The sequence below is a fragment of the Aurantiacibacter sp. MUD11 genome (genome assembly GCF_026967575.1).
In the GTDB taxonomy this organism is placed as follows: Bacteria; Pseudomonadota; Alphaproteobacteria; order Sphingomonadales; family Sphingomonadaceae; genus Alteraurantiacibacter.
On sequence record NZ_CP114054.1, the window covers coordinates 1,411,613 to 1,437,340 of the forward strand.

The 25,728-nt window shown below is 66.5% G+C and carries 28 protein-coding genes and 1 tRNA gene; 8 read left to right on the forward strand and 21 right to left on the reverse strand.

Translation table 11 applies throughout. From position 1 onward, the window contains the following. Positions 1-91 precede the first annotated feature (91 nt). Genes bioB through OZN62_RS07025 form a run of 4 tightly spaced genes read left to right on the forward strand, consistent with a single transcriptional unit; the run spans position 92 to position 4,169 of the window. Positions 92-1,129: a biotin synthase BioB gene (gene bioB, locus OZN62_RS07010; protein WP_269098765.1), complete on the forward strand. Its 1,038-nt coding sequence runs from the start codon at positions 92-94 to the stop codon at positions 1,127-1,129. 12 nt (positions 1,130-1,141) lie between these two features. Beyond that, positions 1,142-2,299, forward strand: a complete 1,158-nt coding sequence (gene bioF / locus OZN62_RS07015) for an 8-amino-7-oxononanoate synthase (protein WP_269098767.1) — start codon at positions 1,142-1,144, stop codon at positions 2,297-2,299. Then, positions 2,296-2,913, forward strand: coding sequence for a dethiobiotin synthase (gene bioD, locus OZN62_RS07020; protein ID WP_269098769.1), 618 nt, complete (start codon positions 2,296-2,298; stop codon positions 2,911-2,913). Before bioF ends, bioD begins: the two co-directional genes overlap by 4 nt. Continuing rightward, on the forward strand, positions 2,910-4,169 hold the full coding sequence (locus tag OZN62_RS07025; RefSeq protein ID WP_269098771.1) for an adenosylmethionine--8-amino-7-oxononanoate transaminase: 1,260 nt from the start codon (positions 2,910-2,912) through the stop codon (positions 4,167-4,169). The genes bioD and OZN62_RS07025 overlap by 4 nt, the downstream gene beginning before the upstream one ends. An 11-nt stretch (positions 4,170-4,180) precedes the next feature. On the opposite strand, the gene OZN62_RS07030 is transcribed toward OZN62_RS07025, so the two are convergent. The 15 genes from OZN62_RS07030 to OZN62_RS07100 form a co-directional block, all read right to left on the reverse strand. Next, positions 4,181-4,254: transfer RNA gene (locus OZN62_RS07030), tRNA-Gln, on the reverse strand. A 69-nt stretch (positions 4,255-4,323) separates the two neighbouring features. Continuing rightward, positions 4,324-4,749: a DUF2147 domain-containing protein gene (locus tag OZN62_RS07035; protein ID WP_269098772.1), complete on the reverse strand. Its 426-nt coding sequence runs from the start codon at positions 4,747-4,749 to the stop codon at positions 4,324-4,326. A gap of 43 nt (positions 4,750-4,792) precedes the next feature. After that, a complete protein-coding gene (locus tag OZN62_RS07040) occupies positions 4,793-5,275 on the reverse strand; it encodes an A24 family peptidase (protein WP_269098774.1) in 483 nt (160 codons plus the stop codon). A gap of 12 nt (positions 5,276-5,287) precedes the next feature. After that, positions 5,288-6,028 (reverse strand): tetratricopeptide repeat protein, encoded by a 741-nt coding sequence (locus tag OZN62_RS07045; protein ID WP_269098775.1) that lies wholly within the window; start codon positions 6,026-6,028, stop codon positions 5,288-5,290. 1 nt (position 6,029) lies between these two features. After that, positions 6,030-7,010 carry a type II secretion system F family protein gene (locus tag OZN62_RS07050; protein WP_269098776.1) on the reverse strand — a complete coding sequence of 327 codons (981 nt, stop codon included), beginning with the start codon at positions 7,008-7,010 and terminating at the stop codon, positions 6,030-6,032. Positions 7,011-7,012: 2 nt separating this feature from the next. Then, positions 7,013-8,014 carry a type II secretion system F family protein gene (locus OZN62_RS07055; protein ID WP_269098777.1) on the reverse strand — a complete coding sequence of 334 codons (1,002 nt, stop codon included), beginning with the start codon at positions 8,012-8,014 and terminating at the stop codon, positions 7,013-7,015. Positions 8,015-8,017: 3 nt separating this feature from the next. Then, positions 8,018-9,397 (reverse strand): CpaF family protein, encoded by a 1,380-nt coding sequence (locus OZN62_RS07060; protein WP_269098778.1) that lies wholly within the window; start codon positions 9,395-9,397, stop codon positions 8,018-8,020. A 7-nt stretch (positions 9,398-9,404) separates the two neighbouring features. Beyond that, positions 9,405-10,586, reverse strand: a complete 1,182-nt coding sequence (locus OZN62_RS07065; protein ID WP_269098779.1) for an AAA family ATPase — start codon at positions 10,584-10,586, stop codon at positions 9,405-9,407. A 3-nt stretch (positions 10,587-10,589) separates the two neighbouring features. Then, positions 10,590-11,234 carry a TadE/TadG family type IV pilus assembly protein gene (locus OZN62_RS07070; RefSeq protein WP_269098780.1) on the reverse strand — a complete coding sequence of 215 codons (645 nt, stop codon included), beginning with the start codon at positions 11,232-11,234 and terminating at the stop codon, positions 10,590-10,592. Then, positions 11,231-11,731, reverse strand: a complete 501-nt coding sequence (locus OZN62_RS07075) for a TadE family protein (protein WP_269098781.1) — start codon at positions 11,729-11,731, stop codon at positions 11,231-11,233. Before OZN62_RS07075 ends, OZN62_RS07070 begins: the two co-directional genes overlap by 4 nt. Further along, positions 11,728-13,230, reverse strand: a complete 1,503-nt coding sequence (locus OZN62_RS07080) for a pilus assembly protein TadG-related protein (RefSeq protein WP_269098782.1) — start codon at positions 13,228-13,230, stop codon at positions 11,728-11,730. Before OZN62_RS07080 ends, OZN62_RS07075 begins: the two co-directional genes overlap by 4 nt. A 22-nt stretch (positions 13,231-13,252) precedes the next feature. Then, on the reverse strand, positions 13,253-13,531 hold the full coding sequence (locus OZN62_RS07085; protein ID WP_269098783.1) for a hypothetical protein: 279 nt from the start codon (positions 13,529-13,531) through the stop codon (positions 13,253-13,255). Beyond that, positions 13,521-14,936 carry a type II and III secretion system protein family protein gene (locus tag OZN62_RS07090; protein ID WP_269098784.1) on the reverse strand — a complete coding sequence of 472 codons (1,416 nt, stop codon included), beginning with the start codon at positions 14,934-14,936 and terminating at the stop codon, positions 13,521-13,523. Before OZN62_RS07090 ends, OZN62_RS07085 begins: the two co-directional genes overlap by 11 nt. A 1-nt stretch (position 14,937) precedes the next feature. After that, positions 14,938-15,873: a Flp pilus assembly protein CpaB gene (cpaB, locus tag OZN62_RS07095; RefSeq protein ID WP_269098785.1), complete on the reverse strand. Its 936-nt coding sequence runs from the start codon at positions 15,871-15,873 to the stop codon at positions 14,938-14,940. 96 nt (positions 15,874-15,969) lie between these two features. After that, a complete protein-coding gene (locus OZN62_RS07100) occupies positions 15,970-16,158 on the reverse strand; it encodes a Flp family type IVb pilin (protein ID WP_269098786.1) in 189 nt (62 codons plus the stop codon). Positions 16,159-16,690: 532 nt separating this feature from the next. Here OZN62_RS07100 and OZN62_RS07105 point away from each other — a divergent pair. Beyond that, the gene (locus OZN62_RS07105) at positions 16,691-17,014 is read left to right on the forward strand and encodes a hypothetical protein (RefSeq protein WP_269098787.1); all 324 of its coding nucleotides are present in this window, start codon (positions 16,691-16,693) and stop codon (positions 17,012-17,014) included. Here the strand turns inward: OZN62_RS07105 and OZN62_RS07110 are convergent. The 4 genes from OZN62_RS07110 to OZN62_RS07125 all read right to left on the reverse strand — a co-directional run bounded on the left by OZN62_RS07110 (position 17,001) and on the right by OZN62_RS07125 (position 21,346). Then, complete coding sequence (locus OZN62_RS07110) at positions 17,001-17,627, reverse strand: response regulator transcription factor (RefSeq protein ID WP_269098788.1); 627 nt, start codon at positions 17,625-17,627, stop codon at positions 17,001-17,003. The two genes, OZN62_RS07105 and OZN62_RS07110, sit on opposite strands and share 14 nt — an antisense overlap. Before the next feature lie 4 nt (positions 17,628-17,631). Then, on the reverse strand, positions 17,632-18,798 hold the full coding sequence (locus tag OZN62_RS07115; RefSeq protein WP_330848732.1) for a sensor histidine kinase: 1,167 nt from the start codon (positions 18,796-18,798) through the stop codon (positions 17,632-17,634). Positions 18,799-18,944: 146 nt separating this feature from the next. After that, entirely contained in the window at positions 18,945-19,931 is a 987-nt protein-coding gene (locus OZN62_RS07120) for a radical SAM protein (protein ID WP_269098790.1), read from the reverse strand. Beyond that, complete coding sequence (locus OZN62_RS07125; protein WP_269098791.1) at positions 19,931-21,346, reverse strand: dihydrolipoyl dehydrogenase family protein; 1,416 nt, start codon at positions 21,344-21,346, stop codon at positions 19,931-19,933. Before OZN62_RS07125 ends, OZN62_RS07120 begins: the two co-directional genes overlap by 1 nt. Before the next feature lie 101 nt (positions 21,347-21,447). Between OZN62_RS07125 and OZN62_RS07130 the strand changes: the two genes are divergently transcribed. Both OZN62_RS07130 and OZN62_RS07135 read left to right on the forward strand, forming a co-directional pair. Continuing rightward, the gene (locus OZN62_RS07130) at positions 21,448-22,497 is read left to right on the forward strand and encodes a methyltransferase domain-containing protein (RefSeq protein WP_269098792.1); all 1,050 of its coding nucleotides are present in this window, start codon (positions 21,448-21,450) and stop codon (positions 22,495-22,497) included. 2 nt (positions 22,498-22,499) lie between these two features. Further along, on the forward strand, positions 22,500-23,549 hold the full coding sequence (locus OZN62_RS07135) for an SDR family oxidoreductase (protein WP_269102123.1): 1,050 nt from the start codon (positions 22,500-22,502) through the stop codon (positions 23,547-23,549). On the opposite strand, the gene OZN62_RS07140 is transcribed toward OZN62_RS07135, so the two are convergent. Together OZN62_RS07140 and OZN62_RS07145 are read right to left on the reverse strand one after the other, a co-directional pair. Next, positions 23,479-24,204 (reverse strand): glycosyltransferase, encoded by a 726-nt coding sequence (locus tag OZN62_RS07140; protein ID WP_269098793.1) that lies wholly within the window; start codon positions 24,202-24,204, stop codon positions 23,479-23,481. The two genes, OZN62_RS07135 and OZN62_RS07140, sit on opposite strands and share 71 nt — an antisense overlap. Continuing rightward, on the reverse strand, positions 24,201-24,782 hold the full coding sequence (locus OZN62_RS07145) for a TIGR04282 family arsenosugar biosynthesis glycosyltransferase (RefSeq protein WP_269098794.1): 582 nt from the start codon (positions 24,780-24,782) through the stop codon (positions 24,201-24,203). Before OZN62_RS07145 ends, OZN62_RS07140 begins: the two co-directional genes overlap by 4 nt. 53 nt (positions 24,783-24,835) lie before the next feature. On the opposite strand from OZN62_RS07145, the gene OZN62_RS07150 reads away from it, so the two are divergent. Beyond that, complete coding sequence (locus OZN62_RS07150; RefSeq protein ID WP_269098795.1) at positions 24,836-25,645, forward strand: sterol desaturase family protein; 810 nt, start codon at positions 24,836-24,838, stop codon at positions 25,643-25,645. Positions 25,646-25,728 lie beyond the last annotated feature (83 nt).

The window sequence follows — 25,728 nt, forward strand, 5'->3', positions numbered from 1 at the left end:
CGACTGGCGCTTCACGAAGCCGACGCTTTTTGCCAAGAGGCCTGCAAGCGGGGCTGACGACCCCTGCGCGACAAGACAGGACGCCTAATCGATGATCCGTAATGACTGGACCCGCGAGGAGATTGCCGAGCTCTTCGACCTGCCGTTCACCGAACTGCTGTTCCGCGCGGCCAGCGTCCACCGCGAACATCACCAGCCCGACCAGGTGCAGCTGTGCACGCTGCTTTCGATCAAGACCGGCGGCTGCCCCGAGGATTGCGGCTATTGCTCGCAAAGCGCCCATGCCGACAGTGGCGTGGAAGCGACCAAGCTGATGGACGTGCGCCAGGTGCTGCAGAGCGCGGCGCAGGCGAAGGATGCGGGCAGCCAGCGCTTCTGCATGGGCGCCGCCTGGCGCAATCCCAAGGATCGCGACATGCCCAAGATCGTCGAGATCGTGAAAGGCGTGCGCGAAATGGGCATGGAAACCTGCATGACGCTGGGCATGCTCACGCCGCAGCAGGCAGAGCAGCTCGCCGAGGCGGGCCTCGATTACTACAACCACAACGTCGACACCGGTCCGGAATATTACGAGCGTGTCATCACCACCCGTAATTACGATGACCGGCTGACCACGCTGAAAAATGTCCGCCAGGCGGGCATCAACGTGTGCTCGGGCGGTATCGTCGGCATGGGGGAGACGCGCGACGATCGCGTCGGCTTCGTCCACACGCTGGCGACGCTGGAACGGCATCCCGAGAGCGTGCCGGTGAATGCACTGGTGCCGGTGAAAGGCACGCCGCTGGGCGACATGCTGGCCGACACTCCGCTCGCCAAGATCGACGACATCGAGTTCGTCCGCACCGTGGCCGTCGCACGCATCTGCATGCCGATGAGCATGGTGCGCCTGTCTGCCGGGCGCGAATCCATGAGCGACGCCACGCAGGCCCTCTGCTTCATGGCCGGCGCCAACTCGATCTTCACCGGCGACAAGCTGCTGACCGCGCCCAATGCGGGCGACGACAGCGATGCCGCGCTGTTCCAGCGCCTTGGCATGAAGGCGATGGAGGGCGAAGAACCGATGCGCGCGGTCGGCGGCTGCTCGGGCGGCTGCGCGACCAAGCAGAAGGCCGAGGCCGAACTCACCTGATCCCGCGTGTCCATGCTCGATCATATCCGCCACTCGCTCGACAGGATCGCGGCGAAGGACCGCACGCGCGTGCTGCGTCCGGCGCAAATGCGCGACGGCGGGCGGCTGGAGCGTGACGGGCGCGAACTGCTGGACTTCTCCAGCAACGACTATCTCGGCCTCGCCCGCCATCCGCTGCTGGCCGAAACCGCCGCCAACTACGCGCACGAGTTTGGGGCCGGCTCCGGCGCCTCTCGCCTGATCACCGGCACCAGCCCGCAGCACGAAGCGGTCGAAAGGCATGTCGCCGAGTTCAAGGGCACCGAGACCGCGCTGCTCTTCGCCAGCGGCTGGCAAGCCAATGCGGCGATCATCCCGGCGCTGGCCAAGGCCGCGCCAAGCTGCGCGATCTTCGCCGACGAACTGGTACACAATTCGATCCACGCCGGCTGTCGCGGCGCGCGCGCCGAAACGCACTTCTTCGCCCACAACGACATGACCGATCTCGAACGCCTGCTGGCCGAACACGGCCCAGGTGCGGAGGCGCGGCTGATCATCACCGAGAGCGTGTTCAGCATGGACGGCGACCGGGCCGACCTGGCCCGCCTCAACGCCTTGGCCGCCCGGTACGATGCCCTGCTCTACGTCGACGAAGCGCATGCCACCGGCGTGCTCGGCGCGCGCGGTGCGGGACTGACGGCAGACCATCCCGGTGCGCAGGTGGTGATGGGCACATTCAGCAAGGCGCTGGGCAGTTTCGGAGCCTATGTCGCCTGTTCGGGCCTCATCCGCGACTACCTCGTCAACATGTGCGCCGGCCTGATCTTCTCCACCTCGCCGCCGCCCTCCGTGCTCGGGGCCATGTCGGCAGCACTGGAGCTCGTGCCGGACATGGATGCGGAACGCGCCCACCTCGCGGCGCTGGGCGACCTGATGCGCGAGGGGCTGGCTGCGCTCGGCTACGACACGCTGGGTTCCAGCACGCAGATCGTGCCGCTGGTGGTCGGTCCGGAACGCGATGCGCTTTCGCTGGGCGCACACCTGCTCGATGCCGGCATTGCCGCCCTGCCCATCCGTCCGCCGACCGTGCCCAAGGGCACCAGCCGCATCCGTCTGGCCCTGCGCGCCACGCATTCGCGCGAGGACGTGGAGCGCGTGCTCCGCGCCATCGAGACATGGGAGCGGCCATGACCGGCTTCATCGTCACCGGCACCGACACCGATGTCGGCAAGACCGTTTTCGCGGCAGGCCTCGCCCAGGCCTTGTGCGCGGCCTACTGGAAACCCGCGCAGGCCGGGCTGGAGGGCGAGACCGACAGCCGGGCCGTCGCCCGCCTCGCTCCCGCTGCGCTGGTGCTGCCCGAAGCCTACCGCCTCGAAACGCCCTGCTCCCCGCACGAGGCTGCACGGATCGATGGGGTGGAGATTGCCGACGATGCCCTTACCCTGCCGCAGAGCGAGCGTCCGCTGGTGGTCGAAGGCGCAGGCGGGGTGCTGGTCCCTTATCGCGAGGACTTGCTGGCAGCCGACCTCTTCGCCCGCTGGAACCTGCCCGCCATCGTCGTTGCCCGCACGGCACTGGGCACGATCAGCCACACGCTGATGTCGCTGGAAGCCTTGCGGGCGCGTGGCATCGCGGTGGCCGGCGTGGCCTTCATCGGCGAGGAAGAGCCGGTGGCCGAAGGCGCGATCACCCGCATCGGCGAGGTATCGCACCTCGGTCGCCTGCCGCGCCTCGACCCGCTGAATGCCGAGACGCTGGCCGAGGCTTTCGCGCAGCATATCCGCATGGACCTGCTGGCATGAGCAAGTCTCCCGTGTGGCACCCCTTCCACCAGCACGGGCTGGAAGAGCCGATCCCGCTGGTGACCCATGCGGAAGGCGCGGCGCTCTACACCGATGACGGTCGGCGGGTGATCGACGCGATTTCCAGCTGGTGGGTGACGACGCACGGTCACAACCACCCGCACATCATGGCGGCTATCCGGGAGCAGACCGAGAAGCTCGACCAGTTGATCTTCGCGGGCTGGACGCACGAACCGGCCGAGACGCTTGCGCGCGGTCTGGTGGACTTGATGCCGGACGGTCTCGATCACGTATTCTATTCGGACAGCGGCTCCACCGCAGTCGAAGTCGCGCTGAAGATGGCGCTCGGCTACTGGCACAACCGCGCAGAGCCGCGCAGCCGCATCCTGGTGCTGGAGCACTCCTATCACGGCGACACCATCGGCGCGATGAGCGTGGGCGCGCGCGGCGTGTTCAACCGCGCTTACGAGGCGCTGCTGTTCGACGTGGGCACGGTGCCCTTCCCCGGCGCCAATCCGCAGCCGAGTCTCGACGCGCTGGAGGCGGCCTGCGCGGCCGGAGACGTCGCCGCCTTCATCGTCGAGCCGCTGCTGCTGGGGGCCGGCGGCATGCTGGTCTATCCGCCGCAGGTGCTGGCCGAGATGCGCACGATCTGCGCTCGCCACGGCGTGCTGTTCATCGCCGACGAGGTGATGACCGGCTGGGGCCGCACCGGCACGCTGCTGGCTTGCGAACAGGCGCAGGTGACGCCCGATATCCTGTGCCTGGCCAAGGGGCTGACCGGCGGCGCGATCCCGCTGGCAGCGACGCTGGCGAGCGGTGCCGTCTACAACGCGCATTACTCGACCGACCGTTCGCGCATGTTCTTCCACTCCTCCAGCTTCACCGCCAATCCCATCGCCTGCGCGGCGGCCAATGCGAACCTTGCCATCTGGCAGGATGAGGACGTGCGGGGCCGGATCGACGCGCTTTCGCGGCGGCTGGGCAAGGTGCTGGACAGGCTGGCGCAGCGCGACGTAGTCACCAACCCGCGCCAGTGTGGCACGATGATCGCCTTCGACGTGGATACCGGCGGTGACGCCGGATACCTGGCGGACATCGGCCCCAAGCTGCGCGAGCATTTCTACGGCTGCGACGTGCTGCTGCGCCCGCTGGGCAATACGGTCTACGTCATGCCGCCCTATTGCACGGACCAGGACGACATCGACACCATCGCACAGGCCATCAGCACGGGGCTGGACCGCTACGCGCGCTAGTTGTGGTGGAATGGATGCCCCGTGAGGATTCGAACCTCAATTGACGGAGTCAGAGTCCGTAGTCTTACCATTAGACGACGGGGCAATATCAGCGGCTTTCCGGCCGGTGAGGGCGCGCCTCTATAACGCCCGCCGGATTCGGTCAAGCCTCACCTCAGGTGGCAGCGGGCCATAGCCGCGTGCGGCAGATGATGGCGACGCAGCCCTTCACTTCCAGCGCGCCATTGGCGGCCGGGCGCACCTCGGTGCGATAGGTGTTGCCATCTTCCGGATTATACACCCTTCCGCGCCATGCACCGTCGTCCCAGGTGAGGCCCGTCAGCAGGCGCAGGCCCAGGATCGGGCGGTCGCGCAGGGCCGGATCGTCGTTATGCACGTCGCGGTCGGATTCGCCGGACTTGTGGCGGATGATGCGGGTGATCGTGCCGCAGCGGCTGGTGCCGCAGGGGCCGACGGTGATTTCGACGTAGCCGCCCGAATCGATGTAAGTGCCGTCGATGGATCGCTGGGCGGCGGCGGGCGGCGCGAGCAGCGCCAGCGGGGCGGCAGCAGCGATGATGGCGGTGCGGTTCAGTCCCATGCGTGCATTACGCACGGAAGCGGTATGCGGGTCCAGCCCCTTGTCAGCTGCGCAAGCCCAGCATCAGGGCGGCGACCACCCCGCCCAGCGAGATGGCGACGCCATAGGGCAGCTTGTCGAACACCCCGTCGCCTTCAGGCTTCAGGCCCTTCTTGTGCACCAGACGCCGCGTGATGATCCATACCAGCAGCAGGACCAAGCCCGAAAGGGCGACGCTGACGAACAGGAACAGTCCGTCGCGCAAGGCGAACCATGCCGCAATGCCGGTATAGAACTTCGCATCGCCCCCGCCGATTACCCCGGCAGCGAACAGCAACATGCCGAGCACTAGCGCGATGACCGCATGCAGCAGCGCGGACAGCAACCCGTCCGTGCCGCCCAGCGCGAAGCTGGCGCCAAGGCCCAGCGCCAGCGCGACGAGGCACAGCATGTTCGGCAGCTTGCGGAACCGGACGTCCATGTAGCCGGCATAGGCGCCAAGCGCCGCCAGCAGGCCCACCTGGCCGATCTCGAGGCCGCTCAGCATCGCGCGGCGGCCCTATTCGGCCAGCTGGACGCGAACCGGATAGCCGCCTGCCGATGACACCGCTGCCGCCCGGTCGAAGCCGGTGCGTTCATCGGCGAAGGAGACGCGTACGGGATAGTCGGCACGCGTCCGGTCGCTCAGCTCGTCGGAACTGGCGAAGCGCAGTCGCACCTGCGCGCCGTTCTGCACCGGTTCGGTCACCACAGTGGTCAGCTGCACCTGTCCGGCATCTATCCGCAGCGGGGCGTGGGTAGCGGCCACTGCGGCAAGGCGCGGCCCGGCGCCCAAGGTCTGCAAGTGGATCTGTCCGGAAGAGGTCACCACGCCCGTGGGTTGCGCCGCTGCCAGTTGCACGTCGACCTGTTGATCGCGGCTGGCGCGGCTTTGCAGGCGCAACAGGTTGGCGGCGAAGCGCTCGTCCGTCGGGGCGGCCCGCACCGCCTCGCGGAAATAGCGTTCGGCGAGGTCCTCGCGGCCAAGCTGCGCATAGGCGACGCCCATGCCGTTGAGCGAAGGGCCGAGCAAGGAAGGCTCCACCCGGGCCGAACTGAAGGCGGCGATCGCCTCGGCGAAATTGCCGCGATCAAGCGCCAGCCGGCCCACTTCGAACTGGTGGAAGGCCTGGTCGTCCTGCGGGATCGTGCTCATCGCCTGGATCCGCGGTTCGCTCTTGCCGATACCCAGCAGCGCGCAACCGTTCAATCCGGTGGCAACGACAGCCAGCAGGCAGCTTCGCATCAGGACCTTGTGCATTTCATCCTCCAGAGAACATCATGGGAATTACGTCGCGGATCAGCCGGATCACGGCCGGCAGCATCAGCACGCCGATCATCGTCGGCAGCATGCAGACAACCAGCGGGATCGAGATCAGCACCGGCAGGCGGTGCGCGCGTTCCTCCGCCCGCAGGCGGCGGCGTTCGCGCATTTCCTCGGCATAGACGCGCAGCGTCTGGGTGACGCTGGTGCCCAGCTTGTCCGACTGGATCAGCAGGGTGGTGAAGGAGCGGACCTCCTCGATATCGGCGGCCTGCCCCAACTTGCGGAAGGCCTCGTCACGCGACGAACCGGCGCGCAGTTGCAGCGTGGTGAGCGACAGCAGTTCGGCAATGCGCGGATGCGAGCGGACCATTTCCCGGCCAACCCGGTCCATCGCTGCTTCGAGGCCGAGGCCGGATTCGACGCAGACGATCAGCAGTTCGAGGCAGTCGGGAAAGCCCTGCCGGATTTCCTCGCGCCGCCGGTCCACCTTCGCCTGCACGAACAGGTTGGGCAGGTAGAGCCCCAGCACGGCCAGGATGGCGCAGACGATATAGGCGCGCAGGAAAGAGGGCGGCTCGCCCGTCCAGTAGTCGACGGCGAGATAGGTCAGCGGCACCAGGAAGATCAGGATCAGCCGGATCAGCGTGAAGATGCGCGGGGCAGCAGGCGAGGTATAGCCGGCCGAGCGCAGCCAGTTGCTAAGCCGTTCCTGCCGCGTGTCGCTGAGATCGAGCCCGGCCTTCTCCACCGCAGCTGCCAGCCGCGCCCAGGCGCCGTCGTTCTGCTGGCTGCGGATGGTGCCGCCCGTCATCCCCGCCACGCGCGTGGGGGTTTCGATCTCCTCCAGCCGGGCGAGCCGCGCGCGGCGGTGCGCCAGCATGTTGCCGACGACCACCACCAGGCCGATCACCAGCGCGAACAGCAGTACCGAAAGCACCAGCCGCAGGACGAAATTGTTGGCGATCAACTCCAGCATGGTCACACCTTCAGGTCCGTCAGGCGACGGATCCACAAGACACCCGCCAGGAACAGCAGGATGAGGAAGCTGAACCCGAAGATGAAAATCGGGTCGAGGGCGGTTTCGAGGTAGAAGGACGGGTTCACCAGGAACATGCCGATCAGGGTGAAGACCGGCAGCACCGTCAGCATCAGCCCGGTCAGCCGGCCCTCGGCGCTGAGCGCGCGCACCTTCATGTACATGACCGCGCGCTCACGGATGACCCGGGCCAGGCTCTCGAGGATTTCGGCGAGGTTGCCGCCCGTTTCGCGCTGCACCGCCAGCGAGACGACGAACATGCGCATGTCGGGATTGTCCCAGCGCTCGGCCATGGCGTCGAGCGCCTCGGTCAGGTCGGCGCCATAGGCCACCTCGTCGGCGACGATGCCGAACTCGCTGCCGATCGGATCTTCCAGTTCCTCGGTCAGCAGTTCGATGGCCGCCGCGATGGGATGGCCCGAACGCAGCGCGCGCACGAACACGTCGAGCGCGACGGGGAACTGCTCTTCCACCTGCTTGCGACGCGCCTGCGCTCGCATGCTGACATAGGCCAGGGGAAACACCACGGCGAGGCCACCGGTGATCACCAGCAACAGGAAGATGACGCCCGGGGTCCAGCCGAACCCGGCCATGCCCGCGCCCAGCAGCGCGAAGATGAACAGCACGGCGAACAGCACCCCGATCAGCAGCAGCAACTGCTGCGCGCTGATGGGCAGGTTGGCGGCGAACATCATGCGCTGGAAGGCGCGCGCCGGGCGGGCCAGCGGACCGTTAAGTTCCAGCTCCGACTGCGGGGCGTTCTTGCGCAGGCGGGTGACGATCTCCTCGCGATCCTCGCCCTTGGCGATCATTTCCAGCCGGCGGTTAATGGCGGAGAATTTCTGCCGGTTGCGCCAAGCCAGACCCAGCAGCACCTGCGACAGCAGGAAGACCGCGGCGAACACGCCGATCAGCAGGATGAGGCGGACAAACAGTTCGATCATGGCCTACTCCAGCTCCCGATCCGGCCGGAACAGTTCCGGCGACAGCGAAATGCCGTAAGCGGCGGTGACATCGAGGAAGCGCGGACGGATACCGGTCGCTTCGAAGCGGCCTTGCACCACGCCTTCGTCCGACATGCCGATGATGCGGTAGCGGAAGATTTCCTGCATGGTGATGGTGTCGCCCTCCATGCCGGTAATCTCCGACATGCTGACCACGCGGCGGTGGCCGTCGACGAGACGCTCGATCTGGATCACCACGTTCATGGCCGAGGCGATCTGTGCCTGCGCCGCACGCGGCGAGATATCGACCCCGCTCATGCCGATCATTTGCTCGACACGGCTCAGCGCATCGCGCGGGGTGTTGGCGTGGACGGTGGTCATCGAGCCGTCGTGGCCGGTGTTCATGGCCTGCAACATGTCGAAGGCCTCGCCGGCGCGCACCTCGCCCACGATGATGCGATCGGGACGCATGCGCAGTGCGTTCTTCACCAGGTCGCGCTGGGTCACCTCGCCCCTGCCCTCGATATTGGGCGGGCGGGTTTCCAGCCGCACGACGTGCCGCTGCTGCAATTGCAGTTCGGCCGAGTCCTCGATGGTGATGATGCGTTCGCGATTGCCGATGAAGGAGGACATGGCGTTCAGCAGCGTGGTCTTGCCCGAGCCGGTACCGCCCGAGATCAGCACGTTGCGCCGCGTGCCGACGATGGCCTTCAGCACCTCCGCCATGGCGTTGGGGATGGTGTCGAGTTCGATCAGGCGATCGATGCTGATCCAGTTGCGGGCGAATTTGCGGATGGAGAGCGCCGGACCGTCGATGGCCAGCGGCGGGATGATGGCGTTGACGCGCGAGCCGTCGGCCAGGCGGGCATCGACATAGGGCGAGGATTCATCCACCCGGCGACCCACCGCACTGACAATCTTCTGGATGATCCGCAGCAGGTGCTTGTCGTCCTTGAACCGGGTCGGCACCGGCTCCAGCAGGCCGCGCCGCTCGACGAAGACCTCGTCGAAGCGGTTCACCAGGATATCGGTGATGGTGTCGTCCTTCAGCAACGGCTCGATCGGACCGAGACCCAGCAGCTCGTCAAGCACTTCGGTCACTAGCCCCTCGCGCTCGCGGGCGTTGAGCGGTTCGCCTTCGGCTTCGAGCAGCTCGGTCACGATCTCGGAAATCTCCGAACGGATCTGCTCGCGCGTGAGCTGGTCGAGCGCCGAGAGGTTGATCTTGTCGAGCAGCGAGCGGTGGATCGACACCTTGAGCCGCAGGTTGCGGGCGACCGCGGGGTCAAGCGCGGGCTGCACGTCGTCGAAATCTGCGGAAGCGCCCGGCTCCAGCGTAGGTGCCGGGTCCTCGTCTGACTTGCGTACTTTCCAGCTGCTCATGGTCACCTCAATCCGTCTTGTTCCAGAGTGCCTTGGCCAGATCGGCGATCTGGCTTGCGAACTTCGCGTTGCGATTGGTGTCGAACAGCAGCAGGCCCTCGTCCTGCGCGTCGATCAGGCTGTGCCCAACATCCCCGATGGTCCCGACGAACTGGCCGCCCAGCGCCTTGGCCGCCGCCTCCAGATTCACCGACTTGAACAGGCCGCGCTCCACCCGGTTGGCGACCAGTTTGACGCCGCCGGCATCCACGCCGACGCTTTCGAACAGGTCGAGCCGCCGCTTGGCCTGGCGCAGGCAGGCGACCGACAGGTCGGTCACCAGCACCACCTCGCTCGATGCGCTGACGACCGAAAGGCCCCAGCTGGTCCAGTCGTTGGGCAGGTCGACGATGACGAGATCGAATTGCTGGCGCAGCAGCTTGAGCATGGCCAGCAGGCTGTCGACGTCGACATCGTCGAGCGGCATCACCCGTTCGGGGGCCGCGATCAGGGTGAAGCCATGCCCGCTGTCGAGCAGTGCGCCACGCACGAATTCCTGATCCAGCCGTTCGCCGGCGGTCAACAGCGTCTCGATGGTGATGCGCGGCGTGCGGCCGACGTAATAGGCGACCTCGCCCGATTGCAGGTCCAGGTCGGCCACGCAGGTGCGCAGCTTCATGGTCTGCGCGAAATGCGCGGCGAGGTGGGTGATGACCGTCGTCGTGCCGCAGCCGCCGACGCCGCCGACGACGCTGAGCATGGGCGCGAGGCCCGGTGCCAGCGACGGCGTGGAATTGCGCGCCAGCGTGTCGGCCACCTGCGCTGCCAGCGCCTGCCGGTCGAAGGGCAGTTCCACCACGTCGGCGATGCCCTGCCGCACCAGCGTGCGCACGACCGATACGTCCATCCCGCGCAGGGCTGCGACGATCAGCAGGCCGCGACGTTCCGAACGGATGGCGCGAACGCGCTGTACGCTTTCCGGGATGGCCGGATCGACCTCGATCACCAGCAGGTTGGCATCGGCAAGGATTTCGCCGGAGACCGGCGCCGAAGCAGCCAAGGGGCAGAGCAGCGCCTCGGACAGGATCGGCGTGTCGTCGAGCCGTCCCAGCCGGTCGAGCTCCTCCGGCGAGGCGACAATAACCACGCCCTCCGGCTTGCTGCCGTCGGGAAGGGTGCGGTCGGGAAATGCATTCACGATATCGTCCATCCTTCAGTACCCGATTGCCCCGTCGCCATCTTCAAGCGTCAGGGAAGAGCTGACCGGCGGCATCTCCAGCCCGCCGCCGAACAGGGTCATGGCGCGCAGGTCGACGCCCGAGATCTGCACGGTGACGAGCGGAGCGATGTCGCTGAGCGGGCTGTCGTCGTCGGAAGTGGCCGGATCCCCGGCAAAGCCGATGCCCGAACCGGAATAGATCAGCGCGACGTTCTCCGGCCCCACCATCGGGGCGTGGCGGCTGATGCGCGAAACAATGCGGTTGAAGGCCGCCGTGTCGGTCGTCCCCAGCGACGGGCAGGGACCGGTCGAGCAGCTACAGCTGACTCCGCCCGCGCCCGAGCAGGTGATGGTGCCGAGCGCTTCGGGACAGATCCGGTCCGACACGTCCAGTACCGTACCGTCGGCGCAGGTCAGCCCGACGGTGTCATAGGCGTTGAGGCCCTGCGGCACGATGTCGGTGACAACTGCGTAGCGCACACCCGACTGGGCAGCCTTCTCCAGCTGGTTCAGTTGCCAGGCGTAGCGCCCGGCATCGATGATGCCGAACAGGAACACCAGCGCCAGCGGCAGGATCAGCACGAACTCCGCCGCGCTGGCGCCGCGCCGATCGGCAAGCAGGGCGCGCAGGAGTGTCATAGGCCGGTCACCGCAGCGCTGGACCGGGCCGTCATGGTGATGCCCGGATCGATCACGCCAACGCGGCCGAACAGCGAGGGGTAACCGACGCCGTGCGCCTCCACCGTCACGATCGGCCCGGCGGTATCGAGGTCGGAATAGATGCCGGTATCGACGAAGGCAGCGCAATCGACCTGCACCGACAGTTCCTCGTCGACCCAGCCCGGAATGGCGGTCACGCCGCCCGCGCCCAGCTGGCCGGTGCGGGTCACGCGCTTGATATCGGCCTGCGTCGCGCCGCTCATCACCGGGCTGCCGCCGATGCAGAAATCCTCGATCGGCAGGCGCGAGGCGAAGCGGGCGCCGTTGCGCACCGCCTCGGTCAGCTTGTGCTGGTTCCAGATGAAGTGGCCGATCTCGAAGCCGCCGAACAGCAGCGCCATGACGACCGGCAGGATCAGCGCCATTTCCGCCGCTGCCGCCCCCTTGGCGTCCATCCAGATGCGCAGCGCGCTCACCGGATCAGCACCGCGCGGTGGCGACCGAAATACTGGAAGGTCGGCAGGTTGTCGGGGCGCAGCGCCGGGCCGACGATTTCCGACTGGATGGTCTCGGTGTCGTCCCCCGGCTGGATCAGGAAAACGTCCAGCCAGCCGAGTATGTCGACCGGGGAACGCCCGTTCAGACCGGTGCAGTCGACTGCAGCGACCGACAGCAGGCGGCGATCCTTCTGGGTGGCGCTGGGGGCCAGCGGCGTGCCGTAGACCGGCTGCGGATAGGTGCAGCGGTTGGTGAAGGTGTGCTCGTACTGCCCGCTGTTGCCACGCTCGCGCGTGTCCACTTCGGACGAGACGAGGCGCGGCGCGAGGCGGTTGGCGGGGTCTTCCAGTTCCCACTGGTAGACTTCGTAGCGCGTGCCCTTGGCGAAGCTGGCGGGGCTGACGCCGGGATGGTTGCGAGCCAGGTATCCGGCCAGGTCCCAGTCGCCGTCGCCCATGTAGGTGCAGGTGCCGTCTGCGAAGCACTCGTCGGGCGTGAAGCTGCCGGCGATTGCCACCTCGTTCGGCGTGCCCGAGGTCGTCATCGGCTCCCAGCCGCGCGACTGCCGCTCGAAAGTACCGCAGGGCGGCGGCGACGGCGGCACCGGCGAATTGGTGGTTATGGTGCTTTCCTCTTCCAGAACGAGGTTCTTGCCGGTGTTCTGCGAAGGGCAGAAATCGCCATTGGCCGGATCGCAGGACAGCGGGTTGGCATAGATGTCGAAGCGGGTGTTGAGCGCGCGCGTCTCGGTGGAGCGGAAGCCCGGCTCAGTGGTCACATTCTCCATCGGGCCGCAGGAGGCGTAGGCGTTGTTCTCGCCCAGTTCGTATTGCGAATCGTGCTCACCATAGAGGTCGAGGAAGCCGAAATTGCCTGCGGCCAGCGGCTCGATCCCGCTGCTCGGCAGCCAGCGCATGCGCAGGCCGTAACCTTCCAGCGTCGGCAGGAAGAAGTCGCTGCGCTCGATGCAGACCATGATCGGCGGCAGGTTGCACACGGCCTGCTCCAGCATGGCCATGGCATCGGCGGTGATGTCGCCGGAGGACATCGCCCCGACCACCGGGGTGAGCGCGTAGAATACCTCGCGCCCGTTGATGTGTACCTGCACCACCTTGGCGCTCTCGTCATCGCTGGTGACGGCGCCGGGCTGGTCGTTGGCATAGCCATCGTAGAAGGTGAGCGAGAAGTCATCGACGGTGGGACCCGCATCGTCGTTGGCGACGCGCGTCTCGTTGTCGAAATAGTTGCGCGCCGCAGCCTCGGCGCGGGCAATCGCGCCGGGACGGCTGTCCAGCTGCGTCGCGGCTGCAAGCGCCGCCTGGTCGGCAGCGTTCTGCAGCTCGCTCTGCATGGTGACCAGCCGCCCGTAGTCGAGCCCGATTCCGGCAATCGCGATCAGCGCGAACAGCGCCATCGCGTAGAGCGGGGCCACCGAGCCGTCGGCATCTTGTCGCAGATTTTCCCTGGCCAGGCGCATCGCGGCAACGGCTCCTTCCGTATCAGGAGCCCCCGCTGGGCGAGGTGCTGGGGATGTGGTTGGGTTCCTTGACGTTGCCCTCGTTGTAGCGCTCCACCGCATCGGCAGCGTGCTCGGCGCTGGAGGCGGGAACGAGCGTGTCGTACTCCGGCTCCGGATTGACGACCTGCGCCGCCATGGTCTGGCGGTTGGGCTCGCCGAAGGCGGCCGCATTGGGCTCGTCGGTCAGCATGCTTTGCGTGCAGGCCCCCAGCGAGAGCAGCGCGATGGAAGACGCCGCAGACACAAGCTTAGTATTCATAGTCCGTCTCCTCTTCGCTGGTTTCGCCTTCGATCGGGTCGAGGGCGCGCGGGCGGTAGCCCTCGCCATCCAGCAGCACGTCGTAGGGCTGCGGCGGGTCGAGCCGGTCGGTCGGCAGGCGCACCTGCTCCGGCCGGATCGGCGCCACCAGGCGCGGGGTGATCACGATCAGCAGTTCGGTCTGCCCCTGCTGGAAGCTGGTGGAGCGGAACAGCGTCCCGATGATCGGCAGCGAGCCGAGCAGCGGCACCTGCCGCACCGTGGTGCGGAACTCCTCGCGCAGCAGGCCGGCGATGGCGAAGCTCTCGCCGTCGCGCAGTTCCACCGTGGTGCGCGCCCGGCGCGTCTGCAGACCGGGAATGGTGATGCCGTTCACCGAAACCGTGGTGGATTCGTCGATCGAGCTGACTTCCGGCTCGACCACCAGGCTGATCACGTCGCGTCCGAGCACGGTGGGCGTAAAGCTGAGGCTCACGCCGAAGGACTTGAACTCGACACCGAGGTTCTGCTGGCTCGTCTGGCCGAGGCCGAAATTCGCCACCACCGGGATGGGGAACTCGCCGCCAGCCAGGAAGTAGGCCGGTTCGCCGGACAGGGCGACCAGCGTCGGTTCCGCCAGCGTGCGCGACAGCCCGCGGCGCTCGAGCATGTCGAGCGTCGCATCGATATCCAGGCTGCCGAGGCTGAACGTCTGGCTGAGGATGCCGAAGGCGTCGTTGATCGGGTTGGTCGTCAACAGGCCCGGCTCGTCCAAGGTGCCGGCGGGCAGGGTCACTCCCGACCCCAGCACACCGCTGAAATCGCCATCGTCGGACAGGCCGATGCCGCTGACGCCCAGGCGTTCGCCGACCGTACGGTCGACTTCGGCGAAGCGCACTTCCAGCATCACCTGCTGGCTGCCGCCCATGCTGAGCAGGTTGATCACGTTGTCGCCGGCATAGGCTTCCGCCAGCTGCGCAGCGCGCGAAGCGGGTCCAGGATCGCTGACCATGCCGGTCAGCAGCACACGACCGTTCGACAGGCGTACCGAGATGTCTTCACCCGGCAGCAGCTCGGCGAGCTGGCCACGCAGGCCGACTACGTCGGGACCGACCGAAACGTCCATCACCGCGATCACGTTCTCGCGGGCATCGTACAGCGTCAGGCTGGTGGTGCCGAACTCGCGACCCAGCACGTAGATCGAGCGATCCGAAATCGGCAGCACGTCGGCGATTTCGGCATTGCCGATCATCGCTCGGGCGATCGGGGTGTCAGCCGAGACGACCATGCTCTTGTTCACGGGCACTTCCAGCGTACCGGCGTGCAGCGAGGTGGCGGAGGCAGTCTCCTGGGCCAGCGCCGGCATGGCGATGGCCAGCGGGGAAACGGTTGCCAGGGCAAGCGCGCAAGCGTTGAGCATCTTCATGTCATTCACCCCCAAGTCGTTCGACCGGATAGCTGGTTGTCTGGGTGCCGCGCACGACCACCATCCGCGGGCCGGTGCGAGCCGGTGCGGCAGCCTGCGAGGACTGGCTGGAGGACGAGCCCGACGAGCTGGACACGTAGGTCACAGGGGTCGGAGCGCGCTGCGCCGGGATGTAGAAGCCGCGCGAACCGAGGTTGGCGGCGGTAATGGTCCCAAGGTCCGGCGCCTCTTCGTCACCGGACAGGGCGGGCTCTGCCACGTCGCGCAGGGCGAGACTGACCGTGCCGAGGCCCTGGGCCACGGCCAGGCGCTGGGCGTCGCGGAGCGAGACGGCCAGCGTTACAGTGTCACCGACGCGCGGTTCGCCTTCGCTGTCGTTGGAGCTCTGGTCCACCGCCAGCACCTGCACGTTCTCGAGCAGGACGTCGGACCGCAGGTCGTCACGGTTGGCCCCGGGACCTTCCATGCGCCGCGTCAGGATGACGTCGACGGCACTTCCGGGGAGGACGAAGCCGCCCACGCCACGGATGGCATCGACGGGCAGCGAAACTGCGCGCAGCCCCGGAGGCAATAACGCGGCAAGAGTCGCTCGCCCGTCAACACCGCTGACCTTGCTGGCCAGCACAGGCTCTCCGGGGACCATCGGACGGGTCGCTACACGACTGTCCAAGAGGGCCTGTTCGACTGAGAGGAAGGCGCCTTCGGGCACCGAGCTTGCCGGCCAGTATTGCAGCCGGACGTTCTGGTCTGTCAGCGGCGTGCCGAATTCCATCGGTTGCGATGCCACGACGAGCTGCACGGTTTCCTGTTCACGCAGCGTCGATTCGGCATCATCCTGGCGTTGCTCCATTCCGGAGAACCACGCGTTGGCAATGATGACCGCGACGATCCCGATAACTGCGGCGACAGCCAGCAGAACCCAATTGCGCGTTTGCACGGCACCTCTCCCCTAAGATGTAATTGCGGAGAACATCCCCCGGCGACGTCAGCCGCCGGGGGGATGTACGGGAGGCGGATAGCCTCCCTGCGGGGATCAGCCTTCCTCGATCCCGCGGCCTTCTTCGATCTCGCCGGCAGCATCGTTCATGGCGCCCTGGATCTGGATGCTGAGGGCCAGCGCCGCGCCGGCCATACCGACACCGATGATGGCAAGGATGAGTGCGTATTCGGCGGCAGAGGCACCGGATTCGTCACGGATGAATGCGTCGAAGAACTTTTTCATGATCACAACTCCTGTCCACTTGAGGGGCAGAAATGCACCGCCACCCCCATCGTTATGGTCCCAACCGAAGGGTCGATCGGACAGGTGAAAACTCGCAATCCCAGCTAGTTCAAACAACTAAGGGAATCTCCGTGGTTTGCCGTTTCGTTAAAGGAAAATTGCGCCCGTTCACTACGGAGGTTTACTGATGTTTCTCAGATTATGCGTCAGGCAGAACTATATAAACTTTTGTATTTTCGAGATAAAAGTGCCGGTCACCACCTAACAGCCCTGTCAGCAGCGATTGCGGTCCGCCTTCGCGGTAAGGTTTCTTGACCTAGGGTTTTCCCTTATCCGCCCGCCCGTCCGTGCGCCGCGCATTACGCGAAACTGCGTATAATCCCGAAGTTGCTGCAAGTCGCTTGCAGGCTAGCTTGGCCGGGTTCTTTCGACCTGACGGATTATGCCCGTGCAATGGACCCCGCTCGGATTCGAACCATGCGAACCACAGGTATTGTGGCGCACCGGGCAATTGTATTCCTACAGCCTCTCATTGCCGCTGATCAGCGATGGCCGCATCTCGCTGGAGCAGTTCCTGAAGGGTGACGCGCAGGCCGACGTGCGGCGCTTCGACGCCCGCGGGAATGTCACCCACGGCAAGGTTCGCCCGCTGGACGGGCAATGGTGCTTCGTCTGGTCCGGCCATCCGCGCCGGGTCGATCCGGTCGTCCGGTTCTACGGTCGCCGCTTCCTGCCGGGTGACACGGTCTGCCTGCGCTCTGCCAACACCATTGCCGCGCTTTACCGGGTTTGTAGCGAAGACCTGGAGCAGTCCCTGAACGGTGCGCTAGGCGCCGAGGGGATCACCCCTCCATGACACCCGCCTGGAAGGCGATGTGCAGCATTTCCGGCAAGGTCCGTACTTCCAGCTTGCGCATGGCATTGGCGCGGTGAATTTCCACCGTGCGCGGGCTGATGCCCAGTTCGAAAGCGATGGTCTTGTTGTGCTGGCCGTGCGCCAGCCCGTCCAGCACCTGCCGCTCGCGCGGGCTGAGCAGTTCGATCAGTTGCTGCGCCTCAGCCCGCTCGCCGTCCATCTGCGTGGTCTGGCCGACCAGTTCCCCGGCAGCCTTCAGCGCGGTCATCAGGTCGGCCTTGCCGAAGGGCTTCTGGATGAAGTCGATCGCGCCCAGCTTCATCGCCTTTACCGCCGTGGACACGTCGCCGTGGCCGGTCATCAGCACTACCGGCATGGAGATGCCGCGGTCTGCCAGCCGACGCTGGATATCCAGCCCGTCCCCGTCGCCCAGGTGCAGGTCGAGCAGGATGCAGCCCGGCTCCAGATCGGCAACGACGTCCAGGAATTGCTCGCCGCTTTCGTGCAGCGTGCATTCGTGTCCTTCACCCCGCAGCATGAAGGAGACCGACAGGCGCACGTCGGCATCGTCGTCGACAATGTGGACAGGGATGGCGGGCAGCTTCTTCGACATGGCGTCAGCCCTCCCCCGCGTCGACATCGGGGAAGCCGCAGGGCAGCGTCATCACGAACCGCGCGCCGCCCAGCTTGCTCCGCCCATCCAGCTCCAGCGTGCCGCCGAAGGATTCGACGATCTGCCGGCAGATGGAGAGACCCACGCCCATGCCACCGGACTTGGTGGTGACGAAGCTCTGGAAGATCTTGTCGCGCAGGTCCGCCGGAACTCCCGGTCCCGAATCCTCCACCGCAATCGCCACCGCGCTTTCGCCCACCTTGCAGGCCGACAGTTCGATCCTGTGTTGCTTGTCCGGGCCATCCGACATGGCGTCGAAGGCATTGCGCAGCAGGTTGTAGAGCACCTGTTCGGCCTGGATTGCATCGATCCGCACCGGCGGCAGGCCATGAGGAATGTTCCGGTCGATGACCATCGACCGCCGGTAGCCATTGATCAGCGCCAGCGAGATGGTGGCATCCACCAACTCCTCTACCGGCACCGCGTCGGACTCGTGGTCGCCCGGTTCGACGAATTCGCGCAGGCGATGGAGCAGCTGGCCCGCGCGCACGGCCTGGTTGCCGCAATTGTCGAGCGCCGCGATCACCTCTTCCAGCTCCTCGCTGTCCTCCCGCGCAGCCAGCCGGTCACGCGCGCCGGCGGCGAAGTTGGCGATGGTGGTCAGCGGCTGGTTCAGCTCATGCGCAATTGCCGTCGCCAGCGCGCCCATCGCGGACACGCGCGAGATATGCGCCAGCTCGGCCAGCATCGTCTGGATCTGCTGGCGATTGCTGCGGACGGCCTCGATCGGCCGCAGGAAACCGATGAACATCCGTTCGCCGCCCAGCTCGGTTTCGCCGATATTGATCTCCACCGCGATGGCATGGCCATTCTTGTGGAGCGCGTTCTCGATGCGGGGTGCGCCGATGATGCGACGCTCGCCCGTTTCCAGGTAGCGGGAGATATAGCCATCGTGCCGCTCGCGGTGCGGCGAAGACATCAGGATATGGAGGTTGCGCCCGACCAGTTCGTCGGGCCGGTAACCGAAATCGTCTTCGATCTTGTTGCCGACAGCGCGAATGATGCCCCCGCGGTCGGCAAGGATCATCGCAATCGGCATGTTATCCATGAACGACTGCAGTGGCACGCTGTCCAAAGCGAGCGGAAGGTCTAAGCCTTCTAGGTCCGCCATTAAGCCCCCGGTTAGCACCTGCAACCAGCGGTGCCGCGCGACCCAAACGCACCACCAGCTTTCACAGAACTATCGCAAGGATGGAATGATAGCGTTCTGCTGGCAACAGTTGTTGCGCAAACGATTGGAATTGAAACAATTAATGCTCAGGCAGAGCAACTCGCGCCGCCCAGTACACAAAATCTTGCGCAATGGGGGTGGTTGAGCGGCACCTCGCGATCGGACTCGGCCACGGTCGCGCCGAGGTCGAATTGCGGGTCGAACGGCAGCAACGTGCAGGCGACGACACGTGGCTGCGGCTCGCCCTTGCGGTGCACGACCATGCGCTGGCTGGCACACATGATGTCGTCGGGCGACTTGTCGAGGATGTCCCAGCAGGCGGTGGTGATCTCGGCAATGTCGGCGCTGGCGTCCATCTCCGGGAACAGCACCAGCCGCGCCGGATCGGCGGTGTCGATAGCGATGCCCTCGGCAGCGAACAGCGCGGCATAGGCCGCGCGCGCCTCGGCATCGGTCTCACCCGCCAGGTGCCGCCCGGCCGCAGCCAGCGAGAAACCGTTTGCGGACAGCCAGCGCAGCCCTTCCAGCATCGGCTGCCAGGAGTTCGGCCCGCGCTCGGCCTCGTGCACGGCCTGCGTGTGATGGTCGATGGAGACGCGCAGGGTAAGCCGTTCGCCATAGGCGGCGCGCAGCCGCAGCAGCTCCGCCTCGTACCGGCGCATGGGCTTCATCGCGTTGGAAAGCACCAGTACCTCGTGCCCGCGCGACAGCGCGTCCTCCACCATGGCCACGATCTCGGGATTCATGAATGGCTCGCCGCCGGTGAAACCGATCTCGCGCACGCCGCGCGAGGCAATCTCATCCAGGAAGCGCGCCACGTGGGCCGCCGACATGTAAACCAGTGCATCGTTGGTCGGACTGCTCTCGATGTAGCAATTGGCGCAGGCGAGGTTGCACAGCGTGCCGGTGGCGAACCACAGCGTGTCGAGCTGGCGCAGGCCAACCGTCGCGCGCGGCTCCCCCTTGGCAGTGAGCAGTGGATCGACGAACTTGCCGGAGGGCAGTCGCTCGCCCTCCACCGCGAATGGCGACGGCCCGTCGGGCGCATTGCGGCTGTTCACCCGTGTCGCCATCAGAACGCCCGCCGCAGCCTGGCCAGCAGCGACACCCAGCGCTTGGGCCAGGTGCCGAATACCGTCGGCTCCCACGCCTTGAAGGCCGCTGCCTTCACGATCTCGACCCGGGTGGGATAGGAAATCACCGCTCCACCGACATCGAATGTGCCGGTCTTGCCGGTGATCATCTGCGTGAACGGCAGCAGCAACTCGCCCGCGTTGACCCCGCAAATGCTGGCGCCGACCACCTTCTTGCCCTTCAGCATGACCTTGCAGTGTCCCTGATCGAGCCCTTCGGCGATGGCGCGGTCGTTATGGTCGAAGCCCTCGGTCACCACCGTCAGCTTGTCGCCATACCGCTCGCGCGCCTCGCTTTCGGTCATGCCGATCTGCGCCACTTCCGGCTCGGTATAGGTGCACCAGGGCAAGGCGCGCCAGTCGACCTTGGCCGGCAGGCCCAGCGCGATTTCCAGCACCACGTTGGAGCCTTCGTAGCCCGATACATGGGTGAGGCGCGGCCCTTCGCGGCAGTCGCCGATGGCATAGATATGCTTCATGCTGGTGCGCCGCCGCGCGTCCACCTTGATGCCGTTGCGGCCCAGTTCGATGTCCAGCTCTTCCAGCCCGTAGCCTTCGGTGCGCGCCTTGCGTCCCACGGCCACCAGCAGGTGCGATCCGGCGATCTCCTCGCCGCCATCGGTGGTCACGGTAATCGCGCCCGCGCTGCCGGAGACCCTGGCCGCCTTGCCATCGATGAAGCGCACGCCCTCGGCTTCCATCACGCCTTTCACCAGCGCCACGCTGTCGCGATCGTCGCGCCCCATCAGTTCGCCCGGATTGATCACGGTTACCTTGCTACCAAGGCGGCAGAAGCTTTGTGCCATCTCCATGCCGATCACCCCGCCACCGATGATGACGAGATGTTCGGGCTGCTCGGTCAGGTCGAACAGGTTCTCGTTGGTGAGGTAGGGCACGCCGTCCAGCCCCTCGACCGGCGGCACTGCCGGGCCGGAGCCGGTGGCAATGACGATGCGCGGCGCGGTCAGCACCTTGCCGTCCACCTCGACCGATTTCGGCCCCGTCAGCCTGGCCCAGCCGAGGATCACCTCGCAGCCCATCCCCTCGAACCGCTCGACCGAATCGTGCGGTTCGATCTGGGCGATGGCGTCATGCACGTGCTTGTGCACCCCGGCCCATTCGACCACCGGCGCGGCCAGCTGCACCCCGGCACGCTTCTCCTCGCGCGCTTCGGCCGCACGGCGCGCCGCGGCAATCAGCGCCTTCGACGGAACGCAGCCGTTGTTGAGGCACTCGCCGCCCATCTTGTGGCCTTCGATCAGCACGGTCTTCAGGCCGAATAGCGCGCAGCCGCCGGCAGCAGTAAGGCCGGCGGCACCTCCGCCGATGACAATCACGTCATGCGTGTATTCCAAGGAATTCTCCTCAGCCCGGCAGCGGGCGTAACCATTTCAGGATGGCCGACGAAGTCAGAAACGTCCATGCATCCTTTCGGACACCACAGGAAAACGGTTTCATGAACCTCGAAAATTCCCAGAACTATTACGGCAAGGTGCTGGAAGGCTCCGCCGACCTGCGCACCGATGCCTGCTGCACCTTCGAAATGCCCAGCGCCAGCGTGCGCGAGGCGCTGCGCAACGTGCACGAGGAGGTCAAGGCCCGTTACTACGGCTGCGGCTTGGTCGTGCCGCAGGCGCTGGCAGGCTGCCGCGTGCTCGACCTGGGATCGGGCAGCGGACAGGATGCCTACCTGCTGGCGCAACTGGTGGGGCCTAAAGGCAGCGTCACCGGGGTCGATGCCACGCCCGAACAGCTGGCCGTGGCGAACGCCCACAAGGGCTGGCACGCCGACCGCTTCGGCTATGCCAATGTCGAATTCGTCGAAGGCGATATCGAGAAGCTGGACCAGCTGGGGCTGGAGCCGGAAAGCTTCGACATCATCGTCTCCAACTGCGTGATCAACCTGGTCGCCGACAAGGAAGCCGTGTTCCGCGCCGCGCACAAGCTGCTGAAGCCGGGCGGGGAACTGTACTTCTCCGACGTCTATGCCGACCGCCGTGTGCCCGAACACCTGCTGCACGATCCCGTGCTGCACGGCGAGTGCCTGTCCGGCGCGCTCTACTGGGGCGATTTCGACCGTATCGCCAAGACCGCCGGCTTTGCCGATCCGCGCCTCGTCACCGACCGTCCGCTGGCAATCAACGATGCCGAGGCGGCGGAAAAGCTGGCGGGCATCAACTTCGTTTCCGCCACCTATCGCCTGTTCAAGCTGGCGGGCCTCGAGCCGCAGTGCGAGGATTACGGCCAGGCGGTGATCTACAAGGGCACCGTGCCCGAGCACGAGAAGGTGTTCGAACTCGACGCGCATCATGCCATCGAAGCCGGGCGCGTCTTCCCCGTCTGCGGCAACTCATGGCTGATGCTGGCGGAAACGCGGTTCGCTCCGCACTTCGAATTCATCGGCGATTTCAGCCGCCACTTCGGCGTCTTCCCCGGCTGCGGTACCGCCGTGCCGTTCGGCCAGTCGGACGCCAATCCCACGAAGAACGACGCCCCCTGTTGCTGAAGGTGCTCGTCACCGGAGCCGCCGGCCTGATCGGCGGCGAAGTCTGCGCGCGGCTGGCGGCGCGCGGCCATGCGGTGACGGCGCTGGTGCGCAAGACCCACGAGGTGCGCGGTAACGACGGCGCCCAGGTGGACGGGGTCACTATCGTTACCGGCGACGTCACGCAGCCGCTGATGGGGCTGGATCCGGAGCCGCACGATGTCGTCATCCACTGCGCCGCCAGCCTCGAATTCGACGCCCCGAAAGCGGTGCTGGCGGCAGTCAATGTCGACGGCACGCGCAACGCGCTGGCCTATGCCCGTGCGGCAGGCGCCGGTTTCCTGCACGTCAGCACCGCCTATGTCTGCGGCGAACGCGAAGGCGCGATTGCCGAAGGCCCGGTGCCCGCAGGCACGCGCTTCACCAACAACTACGAGGAAAGCAAGGCGCTGGCCGAAGCCGCGGTTACGGAAAGCGGCTTGCCCTTCGCCGTGGCGCGGCCCTCCATCGTCTTGGGCGACAGCGATACGGGCGCGATCCGCGACTTTCCCTCGCTGTGCAACGTCTTCCGCCTGATGGCGCGCGGCAAGGTTTCCACCTTCCCGGCACGGGCAGGCTCGACGCTCGACCTCGTGCCGATCGACCATGTAGCCGAGGGCCTGGTGCGGCTGGCCGAGCGGTTCGAAGCGGCGCAGGGCGGCTATTTCCACCTCGTCGGCCAGACACCCCTGCCCGCTGCCGAGCTGGCGCACGGCGTGACACGGGTGGCGCATTTCCCCGATGTGACGGTGCTGGAACCCGACGTCTTCGACCCTGTCTCACTGCGTCCGGCGGAGGCGATGCTGCTGGGCCGGATGCTCGACACCTTCGGCGCCTACTTCACCCGCGCGCCGCGCTTCGACGATGCAAGGTTTCGCGCGGTGACGGGCCTCGCCTGCCCGCCGACCGACCGCGACTGGCTCGACCGGTTGATCGCCTATGGCGTGGCCGCCGGATACCTGCCTAGCGCACGTCCGGGTAATGCTTCTCCAGCCGCTCGCGCACCCCGAACGCCCATAGCATCCCGACCTTGAAGTAGATCCAGTTGGCCTTCAGCCCGCCCCATTCGGCAATCCGCCGGTCGGAAGTCTCGATGGTGCGGCGGATCAGCTTCACCTTGCCGTAGCGGGCCAGCCGGACGCAGAGGTCCGCCTCCTCCATCACCTTGGCATCCTGCGTGCAGCCGCCACTCTCGAGGAACTGCGCACGGCGGAAGAACATCGCATGGTCGCCGAACAGCAGTCGCACGCCACGGAAGAACAGGTGCGGCCGGGCAATCAGCGGCGCGTACCAGGTCTTCGCCCAGTTGTGCGCGGTGGTGACCCAGCGGGTCTTTTCCGGGCCGCGAATGATCGGGGTGAAGCCGGCCAGCGCGATCTTCTCATCGGCCAGTGTGTCGGCGATCACCGCCACCATGTCGTGCGGCGGTACGGTGTCGGCATGCAGCACGACGACCTGCTCTCCCTTCGCCGCAGCCACCCCGGCGTTGACCTGGCTGCCCCGCCCACGCTCGGCGGAGATGACGCGCCAGCCGGCAACCTCGGCCAGCGCGACGGACTCGTCCTCGCTCCCGCCATCGACCACGACCACTTCCAGCGGCGCGGGATCGAGCTTGGCGACACGTTCGATGAGGCTTGGTAGCGCGGCGGCCTCGTTGAGCATCGGGATGACGATGGAAAGCTGGCTCACGGCACCAGCTCGGGCCAGTTGGCGAGGTCTTCGGGCCTGTCGCAATCGTCGAGTTCGCTCAGCAACCGGTAAGGCACGCCCTGTTCCCCCAGGCGCCCCTCTGTCGCTTTCAGCACCCTTTCGGTGCCCCAAGGCATTTCACCCCAGAGGAACGAAATTTCTCTCGTAAAACCAATCAGGTAATAACCACCGTCGCTTGCCGGTCCGATTACGACCGGCACCTCGCGCAGCGCCTCGGCCGCCGCCAGCAAGTGCTCCGCAGTCAGCCCCGGAACATCGGCGCCCAGCAGGATCGCCGGTGCCTCAACCCGCGCCAGCCGCGCGCCAAGATCGCCCTCGCCCTGCTCCACCAGCGGCACGTCCGCGCCCAGCCAGGCGGCGAAGTCCTCCGCCGCAGCACCGGTGAAATGCACCGCGAAGGGCAGCCCGCTTTCGCGCACCGTCGCCAGCGTGCGTTCGACCAGCCGCCGGTGCACTTCCGCCGCGCCGGCATCGCCCAGCGCCGGGGCGAGCCGGGTCTTGGCCTTCCCCGCATGGGGATACTTGGCGAACAGGGCGATGGTCGGCGGCAAGCTCATGCCACCGCTGTAACCGCTGGACGGCGCTGTGGCGAACGGTCAGTGTGCCGTGCATGGCTTCCCGACTCGCCAAGCTTGCCGGCCTCGCCGTCGCCGGGGCCGCCGTGGGCACGCTGCTCTATGCGGAGCGCGCGCGCCCGCTGCGCCAGCGCACGCGTGAGGAACTGCCGCGACTGGTGCGCAACGGGGTACTGGGGGCGACCTGCCAGGCGGTGATCATGGCGACCGAGGCGCCGATCACCGATGCCATCGCCCAGGAGAACAAGCGCAAGAAGCGCGGCCTGCAGCACTTGATCGGCGGATTTCCGGGCCGCGTCGCCGCTTTCCTGCTGATGGATTACACCTACTACCTGTGGCACGTCGCCACGCACAAGGTGCCCTTCCTCTGGCGTTTCCACCGGGTACACCACCTCGATCCCGATCTCGATACCTCGACCGCGATCCGCTTCCACGCGCTCGACATGGCGATTTCCACGCCGATGCGGATGTTGCAGGTGCGCCTGTCGGGGGCGGATCCGGAAACGCACAATGCCTGGCGCGGCTTCTTCCTTGGTTCGGTGCTGTTCCACCATTCCAACCTGCGGCTACCCGATGGCATGGACGAGAAACTGAGCCACTTGGTCACCACGCCGAAGATGCATGGCATCCACCACAGCCAGCGGCTGGACGAGATGGACGCCAACTGGTCGAGCGGCATCAGCATCTGGGACCGGCTGCACGGCACCTTCCGCCTCGACGTACCGCAGGACAGCATCGAAATCGGCGTCGACGACCCAGCCGCCGAGCGCGACATCGCCCTGCTGCCTGCTCTCGAAGCGCCCTTCCGAACTGCCGGGAATCGCGAGGAAATCGGCGGGACCTGAGCGCGCGCGCCGGGCGCGGCTTGTGCCAAATGCAACGTTGGTATAGCCTGTAATCAGGTTTCCGTCCGACGCGGGCGGGTGAA

Excerpts from the sequence above, each read along its gene's own strand:
- bioB (WP_269098765.1), top strand. The coding sequence starts at position 92 with ATGATCCGTAATGACTGGACCCGCGAGGAGATTGCCGAGCTCTTCGAC.
- bioF (WP_269098767.1), top strand. The coding sequence starts at position 1,142 with ATGCTCGATCATATCCGCCACTCGCTCGACAGGATCGCGGCGAAGGAC.
- bioD (WP_269098769.1), top strand. The coding sequence starts at position 2,296 with ATGACCGGCTTCATCGTCACCGGCACCGACACCGATGTCGGCAAGACC.
- OZN62_RS07025 (WP_269098771.1), top strand. The coding sequence starts at position 2,910 with ATGAGCAAGTCTCCCGTGTGGCACCCCTTCCACCAGCACGGGCTGGAA.
- OZN62_RS07035 (WP_269098772.1), bottom strand. The coding sequence starts at position 4,749 with ATGGGACTGAACCGCACCGCCATCATCGCTGCTGCCGCCCCGCTGGCG.
- OZN62_RS07040 (WP_269098774.1), bottom strand. The coding sequence starts at position 5,275 with ATGCTGAGCGGCCTCGAGATCGGCCAGGTGGGCCTGCTGGCGGCGCTT.
- OZN62_RS07045 (WP_269098775.1), bottom strand. The coding sequence starts at position 6,028 with ATGCACAAGGTCCTGATGCGAAGCTGCCTGCTGGCTGTCGTTGCCACC.
- OZN62_RS07050 (WP_269098776.1), bottom strand. The coding sequence starts at position 7,010 with ATGCTGGAGTTGATCGCCAACAATTTCGTCCTGCGGCTGGTGCTTTCG.
- OZN62_RS07055 (WP_269098777.1), bottom strand. The coding sequence starts at position 8,014 with ATGATCGAACTGTTTGTCCGCCTCATCCTGCTGATCGGCGTGTTCGCC.
- OZN62_RS07060 (WP_269098778.1), bottom strand. The coding sequence starts at position 9,397 with ATGAGCAGCTGGAAAGTACGCAAGTCAGACGAGGACCCGGCACCTACG.
- OZN62_RS07065 (WP_269098779.1), bottom strand. The coding sequence starts at position 10,586 with ATGGACGATATCGTGAATGCATTTCCCGACCGCACCCTTCCCGACGGC.
- OZN62_RS07070 (WP_269098780.1), bottom strand. The coding sequence starts at position 11,234 with ATGACACTCCTGCGCGCCCTGCTTGCCGATCGGCGCGGCGCCAGCGCG.
- OZN62_RS07080 (WP_269098782.1), bottom strand. The coding sequence starts at position 13,230 with ATGCGCCTGGCCAGGGAAAATCTGCGACAAGATGCCGACGGCTCGGTG.
- OZN62_RS07085 (WP_269098783.1), bottom strand. The coding sequence starts at position 13,531 with ATGAATACTAAGCTTGTGTCTGCGGCGTCTTCCATCGCGCTGCTCTCG.
- OZN62_RS07090 (WP_269098784.1), bottom strand. The coding sequence starts at position 14,936 with ATGAAGATGCTCAACGCTTGCGCGCTTGCCCTGGCAACCGTTTCCCCG.
- OZN62_RS07100 (WP_269098786.1), bottom strand. The coding sequence starts at position 16,158 with ATGAAAAAGTTCTTCGACGCATTCATCCGTGACGAATCCGGTGCCTCT.
- OZN62_RS07110 (WP_269098788.1), bottom strand. The coding sequence starts at position 17,627 with ATGTCGAAGAAGCTGCCCGCCATCCCTGTCCACATTGTCGACGACGAT.
- OZN62_RS07115 (WP_330848732.1), bottom strand. The coding sequence starts at position 18,798 with ATGGCGGACCTAGAAGGCTTAGACCTTCCGCTCGCTTTGGACAGCGTG.
- OZN62_RS07120 (WP_269098790.1), bottom strand. The coding sequence starts at position 19,931 with ATGGCGACACGGGTGAACAGCCGCAATGCGCCCGACGGGCCGTCGCCA.
- OZN62_RS07130 (WP_269098792.1), top strand. The coding sequence starts at position 21,448 with ATGAACCTCGAAAATTCCCAGAACTATTACGGCAAGGTGCTGGAAGGC.
- OZN62_RS07145 (WP_269098794.1), bottom strand. The coding sequence starts at position 24,782 with ATGAGCTTGCCGCCGACCATCGCCCTGTTCGCCAAGTATCCCCATGCG.
- OZN62_RS07150 (WP_269098795.1), top strand. The coding sequence starts at position 24,836 with ATGGCTTCCCGACTCGCCAAGCTTGCCGGCCTCGCCGTCGCCGGGGCC.